Source organism: Streptomyces sp. NPDC092369 (assembly GCF_044755245.1).
Classification (GTDB): domain Bacteria; phylum Actinomycetota; class Actinomycetes; order Streptomycetales; family Streptomycetaceae; genus Streptomyces.
The window spans coordinates 231748-249784 of the sequence record NZ_JBIVQP010000006.1; the positions used below are offsets into that span (position 1 = coordinate 231748).

Here is an 18037-nt window from a genome sequence, read left to right on the forward strand (position 1 = left end):
CAGGCGGGCTGGTCCATGTGACTGGGCGCTGGAGCAACCATAGGCGCAGGGCCCACAGCCCCTTGACGCGGTGTCCGCAACGAGCGCGGACGGGCGTTCGATCATGCCTCGGCCAGCGTCAAGAAATCGTCAAGAGTTAGGTAAGGTAACGAAGTACCTGGATGCGGAGCTCCATGGGCTCGTGTCCTATGTACGTGAGCTCCCGCGCGGGATGCGCGTGAGCCAGGGAAGGGAACGGCCGCTGACTGTCCACCACCTCAACCAGCTCCTGTTCGTCTGCTCGCTCGTCCTGCTCGTAGCCGTGGCCGCGGTCCGGGTCTCCTCGCGCAGCGGACTCCCCAGCCTGCTCGTGTACCTGGGGATCGGCGTCGCCATGGGACAGGACGGCGTCGGCGACATCCGCTTCGACAACGCCGAACTGACCCAGGTCATCGGATACGCGGCCCTGGTCGTGATCCTCGCCGAGGGCGGTCTTGGCACGAAGTGGAAGGAGATCAGGCCGGCCCTGCCGGCCGCCTCCGCGCTGGCCCTGGTCGGTGTCGCGGTGAGCGTCGGGGTCACGGCGTCGGCCGCGCACTACCTGATCGGGCTCGAATGGCGCCAGGCGCTCATCGTCGGCGCGGTGGTCTCCTCGACGGACGCGGCGGCCGTCTTCTCGGTGCTGCGGAAGATCCCGCTCCCCACGCGCGTGACGGGCACTCTGGAGGCCGAGTCCGGCTTCAACGACGCCCCTGTCGTCATCCTGGTCGTCGCCTTCTCCACGGCGGGCCCGGTCGACCACTGGTACGCGCTGATCGGCGAGATAGCGCTGGAGCTGGCCATCGGCGCCGCCATCGGCCTCGCGGTGGGATGGCTGGGCTCCTGGGGCCTGCGGCACGTCGCCCTGCCCGCCTCCGGCCTCTACCCGATCGCCGTGATGGCGATCGCCGTCACCGCGTACGCGGGCGGCGCGCTGGCGCACGGCAGCGGCTTCCTGGGCGTCTACCTCGCCTCGATGGTGATGGGCAACGCCAAGCTGCCGCACTGGCCCGCCACGCGCGGGTTCGCCGACGGGCTCGGCTGGATCGCCCAGATCGGCATGTTCGTGCTGCTCGGCCTCCTGGTCACCCCGCACGAACTCGGCGACGACATCTGGCCCGCCCTCGTCATCGGCATGGTGCTCACGATGGTGGCCCGGCCCTTGAGCGTGGTGGTCTGCCTGACGCCGTTCCGTGTGCCCTGGCAGGAGCAGACCCTCATGTCCTGGGCCGGCCTGCGCGGCGCCGTGCCCATCATCCTGGCGACGATCCCCATGGTGGAGGGCGTCGACGCCAGCCGCCGCATCTTCAACATCGTCTTCGTCCTGGTCGTCGTCTACACCCTGATCCAGGGCCCGACCCTGCCCTGGCTGGCCCGCAAGCTGAGCCTGGGCGGGGAGGCGGAGGCCGCCGACCTCGGCATCGAGTCGGCACCCCTGGAGCGGCTGCGCGGCCATCTCTTGTCGGTCGCCATTCCCGACGGCTCCAAGATGCACGGCGTCGAGGTGGCCGAGCTGCGGCTGCCCGCAGGAGCCGCCGTCACCCTTGTCGTCCGCGAGGGAAAATCGTTTGTCCCGCTGCCGACCACGGTCCTGCGGCACGGCGACGAACTCCTCGTCGTCGCCACCGACCCCGTCCGGGACGCGGCGGAACGACGCCTGCGCGCCGTGGGCCACGGCGGCAAGCTGGCCGACTGGCTGGGAACGGACGGGGCGGACGCGGGGCGGTGAGGCCGAGGACGGGAAGCCGACGCGCCCGCCGGGTCGTTAAGGGTGTGTTTCATACGGTTCACACGAGCGGCAATCGCAGGTGCACGCCCGCATGGTGCTCGCTTTCACAGGAGCACCACCCCTTGATCCCTGTAGGATGAAGGCAGACTTTGATCGAACCAACTCTGCCTGACGCAGAGCTGGCGCGACCGTATGGCGGTCGGAACGCTCTCCCCAGCGGAGACAGCGGGCTCCGGCATCTACCGCAGTTCCGCGCAAGAGGACAGCTCTCGGCGCCCCCGCACGGGCGCGCTACCAGGCGGCAGAAAGGCACGGGCCGTGGCATCCACGGTCACCACCGAGCCGTCGGAGAACTCGCCGGCTCCCACCCGCCCGGGATACGGACAGCTGCTGCGCACCCGCGGCGCCTGGACCTTCCTGCTCCCCGGCTTCGCGGCACGCCAGCCGTTCGCGATGCTCACCATCTCCATCGTGCTGCTCGTGCAGCACACCACCGGCTCGTACGGCGCGGCGGGCGCCGCGGCGGCCGTCACGGGCGTCTCGATGGCCCTGTTCGCGCCCTACAGCGGCCGCCTCGCCGACCGCTACGGGCAACGCACGGTGCTGCTCCCCGGCGTACTGGTGCACACCCTGTCGGGCCTGACCCTGACCGCGCTCGCGCTGGCCCACGCGCCGCTGTGGGCGCTGTTCGTCGCCGCCGTGCCCACGGGCGCCTCGGTGCCGCAGATCGGCCCCATGGTGCGCGCCCGCTGGGGCGTGAAGCTCCAGGACTCACCCCTGCTGACCACCGCCGCCGCCTTCGAGTCGGTCACCGACGAACTCACCTTCGTCTTCGGCCCCCTGCTCGCCACCGCCCTGTGCACGACCGTCGACCCGGCCGCCGGCCTGGTGACGGAAGCGGCACTGACGCTGATCGGCGGACTGCTGTTCGCGGCGCAGAAGAGCACCCAGCCCACGGTCGCGGCGCGCGGGCACGCACGCGTGGAGCACGTTTCCGCGCTGAGCATCCCCGGTGTGCGCGTTCTGATCGTGACTTTCCTGGGCATCGGCTCCGTCTTCGGCGGTATGCAGGTTTCCCTGGCCGCGTTCACCGAGTCGATCGGCGAACCCGGGCTCAACGGCGTCCTGTACGGCGTCTTCGCGGCGGGCAACATGCTCTCCGGCATCGTCTGCGGCGCGATCGTGTGGAAGACGGCCCCGCAGCGGCGCCTGGTCGTCGGCTACGGCGCCCTCGCGCTCGCGGCCTCCGGACTGTGGGCCGCGCACTCGGTGCTCTTCCTGGCCGGCCTCGGCCTGCTCGTCGGCATGTGCATCGCGCCGGCGCTGATCACCGGCTACACGCTCGTCGAGGGCCTGGTCCCGGCGGGCGCGCGCACCGAGGCGTTCACCTGGCTGACGGGCGCGGTCGCACTCGGTCAGGCGGCCGCCGTCACCATCGCCGGACAGCTGGAGGACCGCTTCTGGACGGGCGCCGGGTTCTTGGTGCCGGCGGCGGGCACGATACTGGCCCTGGCGACTCTCCTGACCCTCCGCTCACGCCTCGCGGTGCGGCCCCGCAGCCGGACCGTGGCACGTGGCGTCGGTCACCGCGTGCCGGTGACGGTGGACTGATCCTCAGGAATACGTCACTATGGACCGTCGTTAGCACTCACTGAGTGAGAGTGCCAGGAGGAAGACAGTGCCCACTTACCAGTACCAGTGCACCGAGTGCGGCGAGGGCCTTGAGGCGGTGCAGAAGTTCACTGATGACGCCCTTACCGAGTGCCCTAATTGCGGTGGCCGCCTGAAGAAGGTGTTCTCCGCGGTCGGCATTGTCTTCAAGGGCTCCGGTTTCTACCGCAACGACAGCCGCGGCTCCTCTTCGAGCAGCGCCCCGGCGTCGTCGGGCTCGTCGTCCAAGTCGACGTCGTCGTCCTCTTCGAGCGACTCGTCGTCCTCATCGTCCTCGTCTTCGTCCTCCTCGGACTCGAAGTCGAAGTCGTCGAGCACCGGCTCCTCCTCCAGCAGCAGCTCCGCCGCTTAAGGACTCGCGCACGGGACCCTGTCGTCGTAGGACGGCAGGGTCTTCGGTGTTCCCGAAGGTGTTTCCGGAGGTGTTCCCGGAGCGCTTCGTCCCTCGCCGCCGGGGCCGGTTACCGTGCTGGTCATGGCGAACGCAGAGATCGGTGTAATCGGCGGTTCGGGCTTCTACTCGTTCCTGGAAGACGTGACCGAGGTACAGGTGGACACCCCGTACGGGCCACCCAGCGACTCCCTCTTCCTCGGCGAGATCGCCGGCCGCCGGGTCGCCTTCCTGCCCCGGCACGGACGCGGCCACCATCTGCCCCCGCACCGCATCAACTACCGGGCCAACCTGTGGGCGTTGCGGTCGGTCGGGGTGCGCCAGGTCCTCGGCCCGTGCGCGGTGGGCGGCCTGCGCCCCGAGTACGGACCGGGCACGCTGCTCGTGCCGGACCAGCTGGTCGACCGTACGAAGTCCCGGGTCGGGACGTACTTCGACGGACTGCCGCTGCCAGACGGCAAGGTGCCGAACGTCGTGCACGTGTCCCTGGCCGACCCGTACTGCCCCACGGGCCGCGCCGCCGCGCTCAAGGCCGCGCGCGGACAGGAGTGGGAGGCGGTCGACGGCGGCACACTGGTCGTGATCGAGGGGCCGCGCTTCTCGACCCGCGCCGAGTCGCTGTGGCACCAGGCGCAGGGCTGGTCGATCGTGGGCATGACCGGCCACCCGGAAGCGTCCCTCGCCCGTGAACTGGAGCTCTGCTACACGTCGTTGACCCTGGTCACCGACCTCGACGCGGGCGCCGAGACCGGCGAGGGCGTCTCGCACGACGAGGTGCTGCGGGTGTTCGCGGCGAATGTGGACCGGCTGCGCGGTGTGCTGTTCGACGCGGTGGCCGGCCTGCCCGCCACGGAGGAGCGGGACTGCCTGTGCGCGACGGCACTTGGCGGGATGGATCCGGGGTTCGCGCTGCCGTAGCGGGGTTCGCGCTGCCATAGCAGGGTGGGCGCTGCCATAGCAGGGTGGGCGCTGCCGCGGCAGGCTTCGTGCTTTCGCAGCCAGGCGGGCGCAGAGGACTGTGGACGGCCGGCGGTATCGGAACGTCCCGTTCGGGTGAGGGAGTTGTCCACAACCCGTCGGTCGTCCACCGGCCTCGGCGAGCTTCGGCGAAAAGCCCCATCGTGGGTTCGCAAGCCGATCCCTCGACGCAGGTGGTGACCCACATGACCTTTCCGAACCCTCCCGTCCTCTCCTCTCCCGCTCCCCCGCGTTGGGCCCAGCGCCCGCCCGGCACCGAAGCTCCCGCCACGTGCGAGGTACCGCACTTCGCTCCCGTCCGGGTGCGCGGCGGGCGGTATCAACTGCGGCGGCTGGTACGGCATCGACGGCGGGCCCTGGCCGCGGGCCTGGCCGTGACAGCGGCCGCACTGGTGGCGGCGGGACCCCAGCACACGGACCGGGCGCGTGGGCATCCGGTGGCGGATCCCGTACGGCACCACCGTGCCGTCGAGATGGTGGCGGCGCCGGTGCGGATCACCGACGGCGCCACGGTCCGGCTGCTGCGGCCCGGCGACCGGGTCGACGTCATCGCCGCGCGGGAGACGGCGACGGGCGGTGACGCGCGCGTGGTCGCACGCGGGGCGCGGGTGACCAAGGTGCCTGAGCCCCTGGACAGTTCGGTCGACAGCGGGGCGCTGGTCGTGCTGTCGGTTCCGCGCTCACTCGCGGCGCGGCTGGCCGGCGCCGGGGCGACGGCACGGTTGGCGGTGACGTTGTGCTGAACCGGGTGGTACACGGCGTCCGTTTTCTGCGCCCTCGCTTGTCAAGTCCCACGTTCGAGCTACCCAATTGGACAGGACGACCTTGCCCTGACGTAGGTTGCGGAGCTGTTTGTTCCACAACCGGCGCATGCGAGAAGAGGCCCCGCGGTGAGCGAGAAGAAGGATCCGAGTGTCTGGCAGGGCTTCAAAGCCTTCCTGACACGCGGGAACGTCGTCGACCTGGCGGTGGCGGTGGTCATCGGCGCCGCGTTCACCAACATCGTGAACGCGGTGGTGAAGGGACTCATCAACCCGCTCGTCGGGGCGATCGGCACCAAGAACCTCGACAGCTACAGCTCGTGCCTGAGCGACAGTTGCTCGGGCGACCAGGGCATCCAGCTCATGTGGGGTTCGGTCCTCGGCGCCACGCTGACCTTCGTGATCACGGCGGCCGTCGTCTACTTCCTGATGGTCCTGCCGATGTCGAAGTACCTGGCACGGCAGGCGGCCCGGAACAAGGCGAAGGAGGGCACGCACGAGGTCATCGAGCTGACCGAGCTGGAGGTGCTCAAGGAGATCCGCGACTCCCTGGTCGCGCAGCGCGGCTCCGGGAACGGCGAACAGCAGCGGTAGCGCAAGCAGCAGTGACGGGGGCGGTCGGCGCGGTTCAGATGTGGTGGGGCGGCTTCTCGTCGAGGAAGCGCTTCAGGTCCGCCACGCTGCCGCCGTCGCCGCCGGGACGCTCGCCCCACCCGCGGTCCGTGTCGTCCGAGGACTGCTGGTCCAGCGGGTCGTCGAAGATCAGCGAGGGCCTCGGCTTGCGCGGCTCTGAGGCGGCGGGCTTCGAGTCGCCGGCCGTGGAGTCGCTGGGCTTTGCGGCGCTGGGCTTCGAGGCGGCGGGGTCGGGGGCGGGGGCGGGGGTCATGCCTCCAGGGTACGACCCCCGCGCGCTTGTGAATGCTTTCACAAGAATTTCCGCGGATTATCTGGTGTGCTGGACCCATGACGAGCAGTTCGACTCCGTCGTCGGCGCCCTCCGGCGAGCCCGCACGCCACAGACCCCTGCGCAGGATCACGGCCCGAGGCCGGGACGAGGCACACCGCGTCGCCTCACCACTGGAGCTCTTCTTCGACCTGTGCTTCGTGGTGGCCGTCGCCCAGGCGGGTATCCAGCTGGTGCACTCCGTGGCCGAGGGACATCCGGGCGAGGGGATCCTCAACTACGCGATGGTCTTCTTCGCCATCTGGTGGGCGTGGATGAACTTCACCTGGTTCGCGTCGGCGTACGACAACGACGACGTGCTCTACCGGGTCGTCACCCTGATCCAGATCGCCGGAGTGCTCGTGCTCGCGGCCGGGGTGTCGCGGGCGTTCGAGGACCACGAGTTCCTGGCCGTCTGGCTGGGCTATGCGATCATGCGGGTCGCCATGAGCGCGCAGTGGCTGCGGGTCGCGTGGTCGAGCGAGGGCGCGGAGCGAACGACGGCGTTGCGGTACGCCGGCGGTGTACTGCTGTGCCAGATCGGCTGGTTGGGGCTGCTGGTCCTCCCCGAGGGCGGCCGTGCCTGGGTCTTCCTGGTGATGGCGATCCTCGAGATGTGCGTACCGCTCTACGCGGAGAAGGACCACCCCACCTCCTGGCACCCGCACCACATCTCCGAGCGGTACGGGCTGTTCACGATCATCGTGCTCGGCGAGACCATCGCCTCGGCCACCGTGGCCGTGAAGACGGGCGTCGACGAGAACGACGCCCTGGGCGAGTTGCTACCCATCGCGACGGGTGGCTTGCTGATCATCTTCTCCGCCTGGTGGATCTACTTCGTGGTCCCCATCCACGGGCACCTGCGCTCCAACCGGCAGTCCTTCCTGTGGGGTTACGGCCACTACCTGATCTTCGCGTCGGCCGCCGCGATCGGCGCGGGCCTGGAGGTGGCGGTGGAGCAGGCGGTCGGCGAGGCGCACATCTCCACGCTGGCCGCGTCGGCGGCCGTGACCCTGCCGACGGCGCTGTTCCTGCTGACGGTCTGGTTGCTGCACGCGCGCTTCTACAAGGTGGGCACGGCCCAGCAGTTGGTCCTGCCGACCGCCGCCCTGCTGGTCATCCTCTGCACGTTCCTGGGCGACTGGGCGGTACTCGCCGCCGGCATCGTGTCCGCGCTGGCGGTGGCGGTCGGGGTGACGCTGACGGCACGCATGGTCGCCGGGGAGCGCGGGGCGACGCGGGAGGTGTGACCGGAGCGCCCGGACGCCGGGCGCCCGTCCGCCGAATACGCGCACCCCACGCCGCTCGCGCCCCCGCGCCCCGCGCCCCGCGCCCCGCGCCGGGCGAGACTGAGCCCATGACAGTTGACGCATTGACGGACGTGGCCGGTGTGCGGGTGGGCCATGCGACGCGCATCGGCGACGGTTGGCTCACCGGCACCACGGTCGTCCTCGCGCCGGAGGGAGGCGCCGTGGCCGCCGTGGACGTGCGCGGCGGCGGCCCCGGCACCAAGGAGACCGACGCCCTCGACCCGCGCAACCTCGTGCAGAGGGTCGACGCGATCGTCCTGACCGGCGGCAGCGCGTACGGGCTCGACTCGGCGTCCGGGGTGATGGCGTGGCTTGAGGCGCAGGGGCGGGGAGTGCGCGTCGGGCCGGATCCCGCGCACGTCGTGCCGGTGGTCCCCGCCGCCTGCGTCTTCGACCTCGGGCGGGGCGGCGACTTCTCGGCCCGGCCGGACGCGGCCACCGGCAGGGCCGCGGTCGAGGCGGCCGCGGGGAGTGCGGCCGGGGCGCGGGTGGAGGAGGGGTGCGTGGGTGCCGGTACGGGGGCCACGACCGGGGCGTTGAAGGGTGGGATCGGTACCGCGAGCGTCGTACTCGACTCGGGGGTCACGGTGGCCGCGCTGGTCGTGGCCAATGCCGCGGGGTCGGTGATGGATCCCGAAACGGGGGTGCTGTACGGGGAGTTGTTCCAAGGGCGCGTGGACTATCCGGAAGCGCGCGTGCACGAGGCCGCGCGCCGGCGCCTCGCGGAGACCCAGGCGAGGTACGCCAGTCCCCCGCTCAACACCACGCTCGCCGTCGTCGCCACCGACGCGGAACTCTCCAAGGCGCAGGCGCAGAAGCTGGCCGGTACGGCGCACGACGGCATCGCGCGAGCTGTACGGCCGGTGCATCTGCTCCACGACGGGGACACGGTGTTCACGCTGGCAACCGGAGCCCGCCCCCTCGACGCCGAGAACCCGCTCGCGCTGAACGACCTCCTCGCGGCGGGCGCGGACCTGGTGACCCGCGCGATCGTACGAGCCGTACGCGCCGCGGAGTCGGTGACGGGGGCGGCCGGGGAGTGGCCGTCGTACGGGGAGTTGTACGGGGGGCGGTGACGGCGGGGAGGGCAGGCCCGGGGGAACGCCGGCCCGGCCCGGGAAGGGGAGGGAGGGAAGGGGGGGAAGGGGGGGAAGGGGAGGGCCCCCAGGAGAAGAGCAACGCGTTCCAGAAAGCGGTCCCGCCGTGTGCGAGCGCGCCTCTGATTGTCCGGGTTCTGTCACGCGATGGCGTTCGTGGGGAACTCGCGGAACCTCGTCCGGTGTCGGGGCCCTCTTTGTTCACGCATCGGAGCGGATCACGCACATCACACGAACCTGGAGCAGCCCGTGACAACGCCGGACATAACAGCGCGGCGCGTACTGGGGGCCATCGCCGCCCTGGTGGTCGGCACCCTCGCCCTCACCGGCTGTGGTGGCAACGCCAACGCCGACACCAATGCACAGAGCGAGGGCAAGAACGGTGGCACGGCCGTCAAGACGTCCGTCGCGAAGATCGCCATCTCCGCCAAGGACGGCTCGACCAACGCGTCGATCAACACGACCGGTGTGAAGGTCAGCGGGGGCACGTTGGCCGTAGTGAAGATGGCGGTCGCCGGGTCGGGGCAGGTCGTGGACGGCGTGCTGTCGGCGAACGGCAGCAGTTGGAAGCCCAAGGAGCAGTTGGAGCGCGGGACGAAGTACCAGATATCGGCGACCGCCAAGGACGCCGGCGGCAAGACCGTCGCGGCCGACTCGACCTTCACCACGGTGTCTTCGGCGAACAGTTTCATCGGGACGTACACGCCGGACAACGGGACGACGGTCGGTGTGGGGATGCCGGTGTCGTTCACGTTCGACAAGGCGATCAGCGACACGAAGGCCGTGCAGTCGCACATCACGGTCACCTCGACCAGCGGGCAGAAGGTCGAAGGGCACTGGGTCGGGGCGCAGCGGCTCGACTTCAGGCCCGAGGCGTACTGGAAGGCCGGCTCCAAGGTCACGATGAAGATCGACCTGGACGGTGTGCGGGGCGCGAACGGTGTCTACGGGGTGCAGAAGAAGACCGTCACCTTCACCGTCGGGCGCTCGCAGGTCTCCACGGTCGACGTCGACACGCAGACCATGACGGTCGTACGCGACGGCCGGACCCTCAAGTCGATCCCGATCTCGTCGGGCAGCCCGGAGCACACGACGTACAACGGGCAGATGGTGATCTCCGAGAAGTTCACGCAGAAGCGGATGGACAGCCGGACGGTCGGGCTCGGCGGTGAGTACGACATCCCGGACGTGCCGCATGCGATGCGGTTGACCTCGTCGGGGACGTTCATCCACGGCAACTACTGGTACAACAAGGCCAACCCGCCCTTCGGTCGGACGGGCAGCAGCCACGGATGCGTCGGGCTCGCGGACGTGCAGGGCGCGCAGGGCGCGACCAACGCCAAGTGGTTCTACGACAATTCACTCATTGGGGACGTAGTGATCGTGAAGCACTCCCCCGACAAGTCGGTCTCGCCGGACAACGGGCTCAACGGCTGGAACATGCCGTGGAGCGAGTGGACCGCCGGAAGTGCCGCCTGACCGGCTGGTTTTGACGGATCTTCGGGCCGTGCGGGAACTCCCCGCACGGCCCGCGCGTTTTGTGGACGTACGTTTTCTCGGTTCCCGGACATGATGTCCGACCGAGGGGCTACGGTATGCACCCACAAGGTGACATGCAGCAACGCCGGGAGAAACCTTGAGCGTTCCGTACGAGACGGCAGCGTACGAACCACCCGAGTCGTTCGAGTCTCCGGAGGAGCATCTCGAACGACTCCTCGGCCGTGCCCTGAACTCCTTCGAGCTGCCGGACGAGACGATACGGCGGCTCGACTGCGCGCTGGCGTACGACAGTTCGTTGCACTCCGCGCACCACAGCGCGGGCCTGCACCGCGAGACGTACCGGCACACCTGGCTGCTGGCCGACGGCTCGGCGCTCACTCTCTGGGAGCTCGTGCACAACACCGCGCCGGGCAGTGTCGCGCAGCACGAGGTGTACGTGGACGAGGAGGAGTTGCGGGCCGCCACCGCGCGTCTGCCGCTGCCGCCGGACGCCCCGGACTTCGAGCTGCCGGTGACGGTGCAGTTGTCGCCGGTTCCCGCGCCGCGGCACGCGTACGTGCCGGACGACTCGGCGGATCACGCGCGCCGGCTGCTGCGCCGCGCGGAGAACAGCGACCGGCCGGACGCGGACACCGCCGATCTGCTCACCATGGCGTGCGCCCACCAGATCACACAGGCCTTCGGACGCCCGTGCCGCACGGTGCGCGCCGGGTTGTGCTTCGCGCTCTACGAGCACGCGTTCCTGCTGTGCGACGGCGCGGAGGTCTCCCTGTGGGAGGTCGAGCACACGGCGACGCCGGACGGGCGGCACATGTGCGAGGTGTACGACTCCGAGGACGCGGCCCGGGACGCGATCGAGCGACGAGCGGCGCAGGTCTCCTGACGCGCAGGTCTCCTGACGCGCAGGTCTCCTGACGCGCAGGTCTTCTGACGCGCAGGTCTTCTGACGCGAGGCTGAACAAGTTCCCCGAGGCCCGGACGCGCAGCGCTCCTGGTCGCGGGGCTGAACAGGTCCCGCGAGGCCCGGCCGCGCAGCGCTCCTGGCTCCGGGCCGAACAGGTCCCCTGGCCACCGGCCGTGCACGTCTCCCGACGCGCGCCGGAACGCTCCACGACCCAGCGGACGCGCCCCCGCGGCCTCAACTGCCGTTGCTGAGCTGTCGTACGAGACCCGCGAACGCGGCCTTCTCCGCCGGGGTCAGTTCGACGGACTCCAGGTGGGGGGCCGTTCGGCGTTGGGGCGGGAGGGCGTGCAGGGAGGGGTCGGTGCGCCAGAGGGCGGCGCCGGAGCGGGCGCGGCGCAGCAGGCGGGCCAGGCCGATCAGCCAGACGACCGTGGCGAAGGCGAGCAGGGCCACGCCCAGTGACTGCAGGATCGACGCGCTCTCATCTGCCATGGGCCCCAGTAGACATCACGGTCCGGGACTTTGGTCCCGGACCGTGATGTATCTCGCAGACAGCCGCAAAGCGTGCCGACCACCGCGCCACCGGAGGTGCTACGCCGGCACCGGCTGCTTCTTCTCCGCCGTCGGCGCGGCCGTACCGTCCGGGGCGTCCGTGGTCACCGCGCCCGGGGCCGGCTTGCGCATGCCCTTCAGGACGATCACCAGGGCGGCGGTGACGCAGACGCCGGCCGCGATGGCGATCAGGTAGAGGAAGGGATTGCCGATCAGCGGGACCACGAAGATGCCGCCGTGCGGGGCGCGCAGGGTGGCGTCGAAGGCCATGGACAGGGAGCCGGTGATCGCGCCGCCCACCATCGAGGTGGGGATGACGCGCAGCGGGTCGGCCGCGGCGAACGGGATCGCGCCCTCGGAGATGAAGGAGGCGCCCAACACCCAGGCGGCCTTGCCGTTCTCGCGCTCGGTCTGCGTGAAGAGCTTGCCGCGGACCGTGGTGGCCAGGGCCATCGCGAGCGGCGGGACCATGCCGGCCGCCATGACCGCGGCCATGATCTTCATCGCCGAGTCGCTGGGGTTGGAGACCGCGATACCCGCCGTGGCGAAGGTGTACGCGACCTTGTTGACCGGGCCGCCGAGGTCGAAGCACATCATCAGGCCGAGCAGGGCGCCGAGCAGGATGGCGTTGGAGCCGGTGAGGCCGTTGAGCCAGTCGGTCATGCCCTTCTGCGCGGAGGCGATGGGTTTGCCGATGACGACGAACATCAGGAATCCGACGATCGCCGAGGAGATCAACGGGATCACCACCACCGGCATGATGCCGCGCAGCGCCGCCGGGATGTTGATCCGCTGGATCGCCATCACCACGCCACCGGCGATCAGACCGGCCGCGAGGCCGCCCAGGAAGCCGGCGTTGATGGTGAGGGAGATCGCGCCGCCGACGAAGCCGGGGACGAGTCCGGGGCGGTCCGCCATGCCGTACGCGATGTAGCCCGCGAGGACGGGGACGAGGAAGCCGAAGGCGACGCCGCCGATCTGGAAGAGCAGGGCGCCCCAGCTGTCGGCCTGGGTCCACAGGAAGTGGTCCATGACCGACGGCGCCTTGTTGATCTTGTAGCCGCCGATCGCGAACCCGAGGGCGATCAGCAGACCGCCCGCCGCGACGAAGGGGACCATGTAACTGACGCCGGACATCAGCCACTTGCGGAGCTTGGAGCCGTAGCCCTCGCCCGCCTCACCGCCGCGTTCGACGGGGGTCGCGGCGCCCGCACCGGCGGTCACCTCACCGCGTTCCGCCTTCGCGCGCACCTCGGAGATCAGCTCGCCGGGGCGGTTGATGCCCGCCTTCACACCGACGTCGACGGTCGGCTTGCCGGCGAAGCGTTCCTTCTCCCGTACGGGCACGTCGTGGGCGAAGATCACGCCGTCCGCCGCCGCGATCACCGCGGGGTCGAGGCGGGTGAAGCCGGCCGAGCCCTGCGGCTCGACGACGAGTTCGATACCCGCCTCGCGGCCCGCGTTCTCCAGGGACTCGGCCGCCATGTACGTGTGGGCGATGCCGGTCGGGCAGGAGGTGACGGCGACGACACGGAAGGGGCGCGCGCCGGGGTCGGGGGCGCCCGACGCCGGGCGCGCACCACCCGTAGCGACAGCACTGCCCGCCGCGGCACTACTGCCCGCTGCGGCATCGGCGGAGGCCGCCCCCGACGCCGCAGCGGTGTTCTTGGAGGCACCCGTGGCGCCCGTGGCACCCGTGGCACCCGTGGCACCCGCGCTGCCGCCGGCGCTCACGGCGCCCTCGACGGCGCTCGACGCGGCACGCGCGCCCTCGCCACCGCTCTCACTCTCACTCTCGCTCTCGCCCGCGCCTTCACCTTCGCCCGCGCCCTGGCCCGCGCCCCCGCCCGTCTCATCCCCGCGGATCAGCGCCGCGGCCGCCTCCGCGTCGCCCACCGACCGCAGCGCGTCGGTGAACTCGGCGTTCATCAGATGCCGGGCCAGCGAGGACAGGATCGTCAGGTGGGCGTCGTCGGCGCCGGCGGGCGCGGCGATGAGGAAGATCAGGTCGGCGGGGCCGTCCGGCGCGCCGAAGTCGATCCCGGCCGCGCTGCGTCCGAAGCCGAGGGTCGGTTCGGTGACGTGCTCGCTGCGGCAGTGCGGGATGCCGATGCCGCCGTCGAGACCGGTCGGCATCTGCGCCTCACGCGCGGCGACGTCGGCGAGGAAACCCTCCAGGTCGGTCACCCGGCCCAGGGTCACCATGCGCTCGGCCAGGGCGCGTGCCGCGGCTTCCTTGGTGTCGGCGGACAGGTCGAGGTCGACCAGGTCCGCGGTGATGAGGTCGCTCATCGCGGGCTCCTTCGCTCGCGTATCGCCCGGGGAGTGGACTGGGCGCGTATGGGGACGGGGGCGGTGCGGGGGGTGGTGGGGAGCGGGGAGTGGGGGACATCGGGGGCGGTGGGCAGGGGATCGCCTCGCCGCCCGGGGACCGGTCGAAGAGGAACGCGAGGAGGACGCCGAAGCGAACTGCCGGGATTCGTACGGAGGTTCATGACGCCGTTCATGACACCGGCTCCCTCAGCACGCGGTCCGCGGGAACCTCCGCCGTCACCGTCACCGCGGCCGGGTCCAGGTCGCCCGGGGAGGGCATCACGCTGCCCGGCAGCTGGACGGCCGCCGCGCCGTGCGCGACCGCGGAGGCGAGGGCCTCGGGCCCGCTGCCGCCGGCGATCAGGAATCCGGCGAGCGAGGAGTCACCGGCGCCGACATTGCTGCGTACGACGTCCACGCGCGCGCTGCCGAACCAGGCGCCCGAGCCGTCCACGAGCAACTGCCCGTCGGCGCCCAGGCTCGCGAGGACGGCGCGTGCGCCCATCTCGCGCAACTCCTCGGCCGCCTTCATCGCGTCGCCCACCGTGGCCAGGGGGCGGCCGACGGCCTCGGCGAGTTCCTCGGCGTTCGGCTTCACCACGTCGGGCCGCTCGCGCAGTGCTTCGAGGAGGGCGGGCCCCGAGGTGTCCAGGGCGATCCGTGCGCCGCCGGCGTGCGCCCGCGCGACGACATCGGCGTACCAGGCGGGGGCGAGCCCGCGCGGGAGGCTGCCGCAGCAGGCGATCCAGTCCGCGTCCCGCGACTGCGCGCGGACCGTCTCCAGGAGCAACTCCTGCTCCTCCGCGGACAGTTCGGGCCCCGGTGCGTTGATCTTCGTGAGCACCCCGTCCGCCTCCGCGAGGGCGATGTTGGAGCGGGTGGCGCCCGCGACCGGGACCGGCGCGACCTCGATGCCCTGCGCGTCGAGCAGGTCGGCGACGAGCGCGCCCGGCGCACCACCGAGGGGCAGTACGGCGACCGTGCGCCGTCCGGCGGCCGCGACGGCGCGCGAGACGTTGACGCCCTTGCCGCCCGGGTCCATGCGTTCGCCGGTGGCGCGTATGACCTCGCCGCGCTCCAGCGACGGCACCTCGTAGGTGCGGTCCAGGGACGGGTTGGGGGTGACCGTCAGGATCATGCGCGCACTACTTCCGTACCACCGCGCTCGATGTCGGCGGCGCCCTCGGGGCTCAGCCCGCTGTCGGTGATCAGCAGGTCCACGTCGCTCAGGTCGCCGAAGCGGGCGAAGTGCTCCTGGCCGTACTTGGAGGAGTCGGCGAGCAGCACCACGCGGCGAGCGGCGGCGACCGCGGCGCGCTTCACCGCGGCCTCGGCGAGGTCGGGGGTGGTCAGGCCGTGGTCGGCGGAGAAGCCGTTGGCGGCCACGAACAGGACGTCCGCCCGGATCTCGCCGTACGCCCGCAGCGCCCAGGCGTCCACGGCGGCGCGCGTACGGTGACGCACGCGCCCCCCGACGAGGTGGAGCTGGATGCCGGGGTGGTCGGCGAGGCGGGCGGCGATCGGCAGGCTGTGCGTGACGACGGTGAGGGAGGCCTCCAGCGGGATGCCGGCGGCCAGCCGGGCCACGGTCGAGCCGGCGTCGAGGATCAGCGTGCCCTCGCTCGGCAGTTCGGCGACGGCCGCCTTCGCGAGGCGGTCCTTCTCGTCGGCCGCGGTGCTCTCGCGCTCGGCGAGGTCGGGCTCGAAGTCCAGCCGCCCTGCCGGTATGGCACCGCCGTGCACACGGCGGAGCAGGCCGGCGCGGTCGAGGGCCTTCAGGTCCCGGCGGATCGTCTCCGCCGTCACCTGGAACTCCTCGGCCAGCGACACGACGTCGACCCGGCCGCCGTCACGGGCGAGCCGGAGGATCTCCTGCTGCCGCTCCGGTGCGTACATGTCCGTTCGCCTCCGCCTGGATGCCTGTTCGCGCCCGACCAATGCCCGAACTTGTGGTTTCACTCGGAGGCTACGCCCGGATTTCCGGAAAGTAAACGGGTTCGGACACGACTCGGACGTAAACGGGCAGGGCTGGCTCAGACCGACAGGGACGGCTCGGCTCCCCACGGCGGCGTCAGCCCCAGGCGTATCAGCCCCAGGCGATATCAACCCCCGGCGGCGAACTGACGCAGCGCGTCCACGTCGTGGACGATGAACTGCCGGTACCGGGCCTCGATGGCGCCGTGGTACCGCAGGGTCCGGATCGCGTTCTCCACGGTGGACATGGCGATCTGGAGGGCGGCGGCGATGTCCTTCTGGCCCGGGCCGCTGATGACGGTCCAGCCCGTGCGCGGGTCGGGGACGCCCGCGGTGTCGGCGAGGTGCGCCAGCAGTCTGCCGATGCGCTCCAGGGGCGGCCGGGTGGCCATGGCGTAGACGAGTTCGTCGCTGCGGCTGCGGTCCTCCAGGCTGCACAGCAGGGCGAGTTGGATCTCGGGGCGTCGGCGCATCAGGATGTTGAAGTGGCGGGCGCGGCAGGGTATGGCCACGGTTCGGGTCAGGCACTTGGTGCGGACGCCGGAGCCGGGGGTGATGAGCTTGGCCTCGCCCACCAGTTGGCCGCCGCCCCGGAACCGCGTGACGGTGGGCACGTTCTCCCCCTCGCCCAGCGGGAAGCGGTCCTGCCGTACGACGCCCTCCCAGATGATGTACACGTCCCGGCCGTCCGGGCCCAGCGGCAGGAGTTCGTCCCGGCCGAAGACGAGGCCGCGCAGGCCGGCCTGCAGCAGGGTCTGCCAGTCCTCGGCGGGCAGCCGCTGCAGGAAGCTTCCCTCCGGCTTGTCCTCGTGGCCCAAAAGGAGGCCGGTCGGGCGGGAGGTGTCGACGGTCGCGGGCATGCTCACTCCCCGACTCACTCCCCCGCTCCGGCGCCCGTGGCAGCGCACGTCCCGGCGAACACGCCTTGCGGCGCGCTGTGGTGACGACGTGTCACAGGTGAGGTACCGCGATGCCCGCGGCCCGACGGCGGAATGACGCCGTCGTCGTTGACGGTGCGCATTGACGTTGATCCCTGTTCTCTTGGCGCTCTGGAACCTCACTGGTCAGCGGGGTTCCGGGTGGTGGGTCCTGCTCCCTCTCCGAGAGGTGCGGCAGCGCCCGGGTGGTGAGGCCGGGCGGATGGAGACGGTTGAGCGAGATAAAGCTACCCCTCGCCGCGAGTGCAGAGCCAGTCGCGATATCGAAGGTGCGGCGGCAGATATCGATCATGACGCGAACTCCCCTGCCCCGGGGTTTTGTTACAGAAGATCACGCGCAATCCGGGCCGGAAATCCATTCGTCTTTTGCGCAATTACCGCTCCCGGTTATCGGCACGCCCCCACGGGCCCGTCCGAGCCCTTCCCGGGTGAGCGACATATGACGTCCACACCAACCGAAAGCAAAAACGAGAGGCCCCGGGGCACCACCCCCAGGACCTCCCGGAAAGGTCCGGACCCACCAGGGATCAGACCGCTGCCCAGTAAACACCACGGATGGCCTTTTGGTCACTCCCCGTCAGGCGGCAGTCCGCCCCCGCCACCGGACGGCCAGCCGAAACCCCCACCAGCGGGGGTTCGTTACGGACAACTCGGCACCCCGCAGGTGCCGACACCGCACCTCACCCGGCCGCACGTTTTACCCCCTTTATCCGAGCAGGGGCGAGACAACCCCGAGCTCACAGGGCTGTGACAGCGTTATCAAATGGCGCGCACCGATCAAGAGTCAACAGATTCGGCCAACAGACCCCTGCCCGCCCGACGTCCTCACCGGCCAAAAACGCACCCACCGGACCCGGCGGAGCGGGCCGCCCGCCACCCGCCCGATTAACCCGTCACGGCTCGGTCAATTACTTTTCGGGAGGTAATCCGGGCCGACGGAATACGGCACCAGCGGGCG

The 18037-nt window shown here is 70.9% G+C and carries 16 protein-coding genes; 10 read left to right on the forward strand and 6 right to left on the reverse strand.

What is annotated here, in order from left to right:
• Window positions 1-211: 211 nt before the first annotated feature.
• The 6 genes from ACIQI8_RS32960 to mscL all read left to right on the forward strand — a co-directional run bounded on the left by ACIQI8_RS32960 (window position 212) and on the right by mscL (window position 6142).
• Window positions 212-1747 carry a potassium/proton antiporter gene (locus tag ACIQI8_RS32960; RefSeq protein ID WP_402359702.1) on the forward strand — a complete coding sequence of 512 codons (1536 nt, stop codon included), beginning with the start codon at window positions 212-214 and terminating at the stop codon, window positions 1745-1747.
• A 318-nt stretch (window positions 1748-2065) separates the two neighbouring features.
• The gene (locus ACIQI8_RS32965) at window positions 2066-3358 is read left to right on the forward strand and encodes an MFS transporter (protein ID WP_402358541.1); all 1293 of its coding nucleotides are present in this window, start codon (window positions 2066-2068) and stop codon (window positions 3356-3358) included.
• Window positions 3359-3425: 67 nt separating this feature from the next.
• On the forward strand, window positions 3426-3770 hold the full coding sequence (locus tag ACIQI8_RS32970) for an FmdB family zinc ribbon protein (protein ID WP_402358544.1): 345 nt from the start codon (window positions 3426-3428) through the stop codon (window positions 3768-3770).
• A gap of 123 nt (window positions 3771-3893) precedes the next feature.
• Window positions 3894-4727, forward strand: coding sequence for an S-methyl-5'-thioadenosine phosphorylase (locus ACIQI8_RS32975; protein WP_402358547.1), 834 nt, complete (start codon window positions 3894-3896; stop codon window positions 4725-4727).
• A 245-nt stretch (window positions 4728-4972) separates the two neighbouring features.
• Window positions 4973-5530 (forward strand): hypothetical protein, encoded by a 558-nt coding sequence (locus tag ACIQI8_RS32980; RefSeq protein ID WP_402358550.1) that lies wholly within the window; start codon window positions 4973-4975, stop codon window positions 5528-5530.
• Window positions 5531-5677: 147 nt separating this feature from the next.
• Entirely contained in the window at window positions 5678-6142 is a 465-nt protein-coding gene (gene mscL, locus ACIQI8_RS32985; protein WP_402358553.1) for a large conductance mechanosensitive channel protein MscL, read from the forward strand.
• Window positions 6143-6176: 34 nt separating this feature from the next.
• Here mscL and ACIQI8_RS32990 read toward each other — a convergent pair whose 3' ends face one another.
• A complete protein-coding gene (locus ACIQI8_RS32990) occupies window positions 6177-6434 on the reverse strand; it encodes a hypothetical protein (RefSeq protein WP_402358556.1) in 258 nt (85 codons plus the stop codon).
• 77 nt (window positions 6435-6511) lie between these two features.
• On the opposite strand from ACIQI8_RS32990, the gene ACIQI8_RS32995 reads away from it, so the two are divergent.
• The 4 genes from ACIQI8_RS32995 to ACIQI8_RS33010 all read left to right on the forward strand — a co-directional run bounded on the left by ACIQI8_RS32995 (window position 6512) and on the right by ACIQI8_RS33010 (window position 11281).
• Window positions 6512-7741, forward strand: a complete 1230-nt coding sequence (locus tag ACIQI8_RS32995) for a low temperature requirement protein A (RefSeq protein ID WP_402358559.1) — start codon at window positions 6512-6514, stop codon at window positions 7739-7741.
• Window positions 7742-7848: 107 nt separating this feature from the next.
• Window positions 7849-8877, forward strand: coding sequence for a P1 family peptidase (locus tag ACIQI8_RS33000; protein WP_402358562.1), 1029 nt, complete (start codon window positions 7849-7851; stop codon window positions 8875-8877).
• Window positions 8878-9147: 270 nt separating this feature from the next.
• Window positions 9148-10377 carry an Ig-like domain-containing protein gene (locus tag ACIQI8_RS33005; protein WP_402358565.1) on the forward strand — a complete coding sequence of 410 codons (1230 nt, stop codon included), beginning with the start codon at window positions 9148-9150 and terminating at the stop codon, window positions 10375-10377.
• A 157-nt stretch (window positions 10378-10534) separates the two neighbouring features.
• The gene (locus tag ACIQI8_RS33010; RefSeq protein WP_402358568.1) at window positions 10535-11281 is read left to right on the forward strand and encodes a DUF6227 family protein; all 747 of its coding nucleotides are present in this window, start codon (window positions 10535-10537) and stop codon (window positions 11279-11281) included.
• A 255-nt stretch (window positions 11282-11536) separates the two neighbouring features.
• On the opposite strand, the gene ACIQI8_RS33015 is transcribed toward ACIQI8_RS33010, so the two are convergent.
• The 5 genes from ACIQI8_RS33015 to ACIQI8_RS33035 form a co-directional block, all read right to left on the reverse strand.
• The gene (locus ACIQI8_RS33015) at window positions 11537-11794 is read right to left on the reverse strand and encodes a hypothetical protein (protein ID WP_402358571.1); all 258 of its coding nucleotides are present in this window, start codon (window positions 11792-11794) and stop codon (window positions 11537-11539) included.
• Between the two features lie 99 nt (window positions 11795-11893).
• Window positions 11894-14146 (reverse strand): fructose-specific PTS transporter subunit EIIC, encoded by a 2253-nt coding sequence (locus tag ACIQI8_RS33020; RefSeq protein WP_402358574.1) that lies wholly within the window; start codon window positions 14144-14146, stop codon window positions 11894-11896.
• A gap of 211 nt (window positions 14147-14357) precedes the next feature.
• Window positions 14358-15305: a 1-phosphofructokinase gene (pfkB, locus tag ACIQI8_RS33025; protein ID WP_402358577.1), complete on the reverse strand. Its 948-nt coding sequence runs from the start codon at window positions 15303-15305 to the stop codon at window positions 14358-14360.
• Complete coding sequence (locus ACIQI8_RS33030; RefSeq protein ID WP_402358580.1) at window positions 15302-16063, reverse strand: DeoR/GlpR family DNA-binding transcription regulator; 762 nt, start codon at window positions 16061-16063, stop codon at window positions 15302-15304. The genes pfkB and ACIQI8_RS33030 overlap by 4 nt, the downstream gene beginning before the upstream one ends.
• A 206-nt stretch (window positions 16064-16269) precedes the next feature.
• Complete coding sequence (locus tag ACIQI8_RS33035) at window positions 16270-17001, reverse strand: Crp/Fnr family transcriptional regulator (RefSeq protein ID WP_402358583.1); 732 nt, start codon at window positions 16999-17001, stop codon at window positions 16270-16272.
• Between the last annotated feature and the right edge of the window lie 1036 nt (window positions 17002-18037).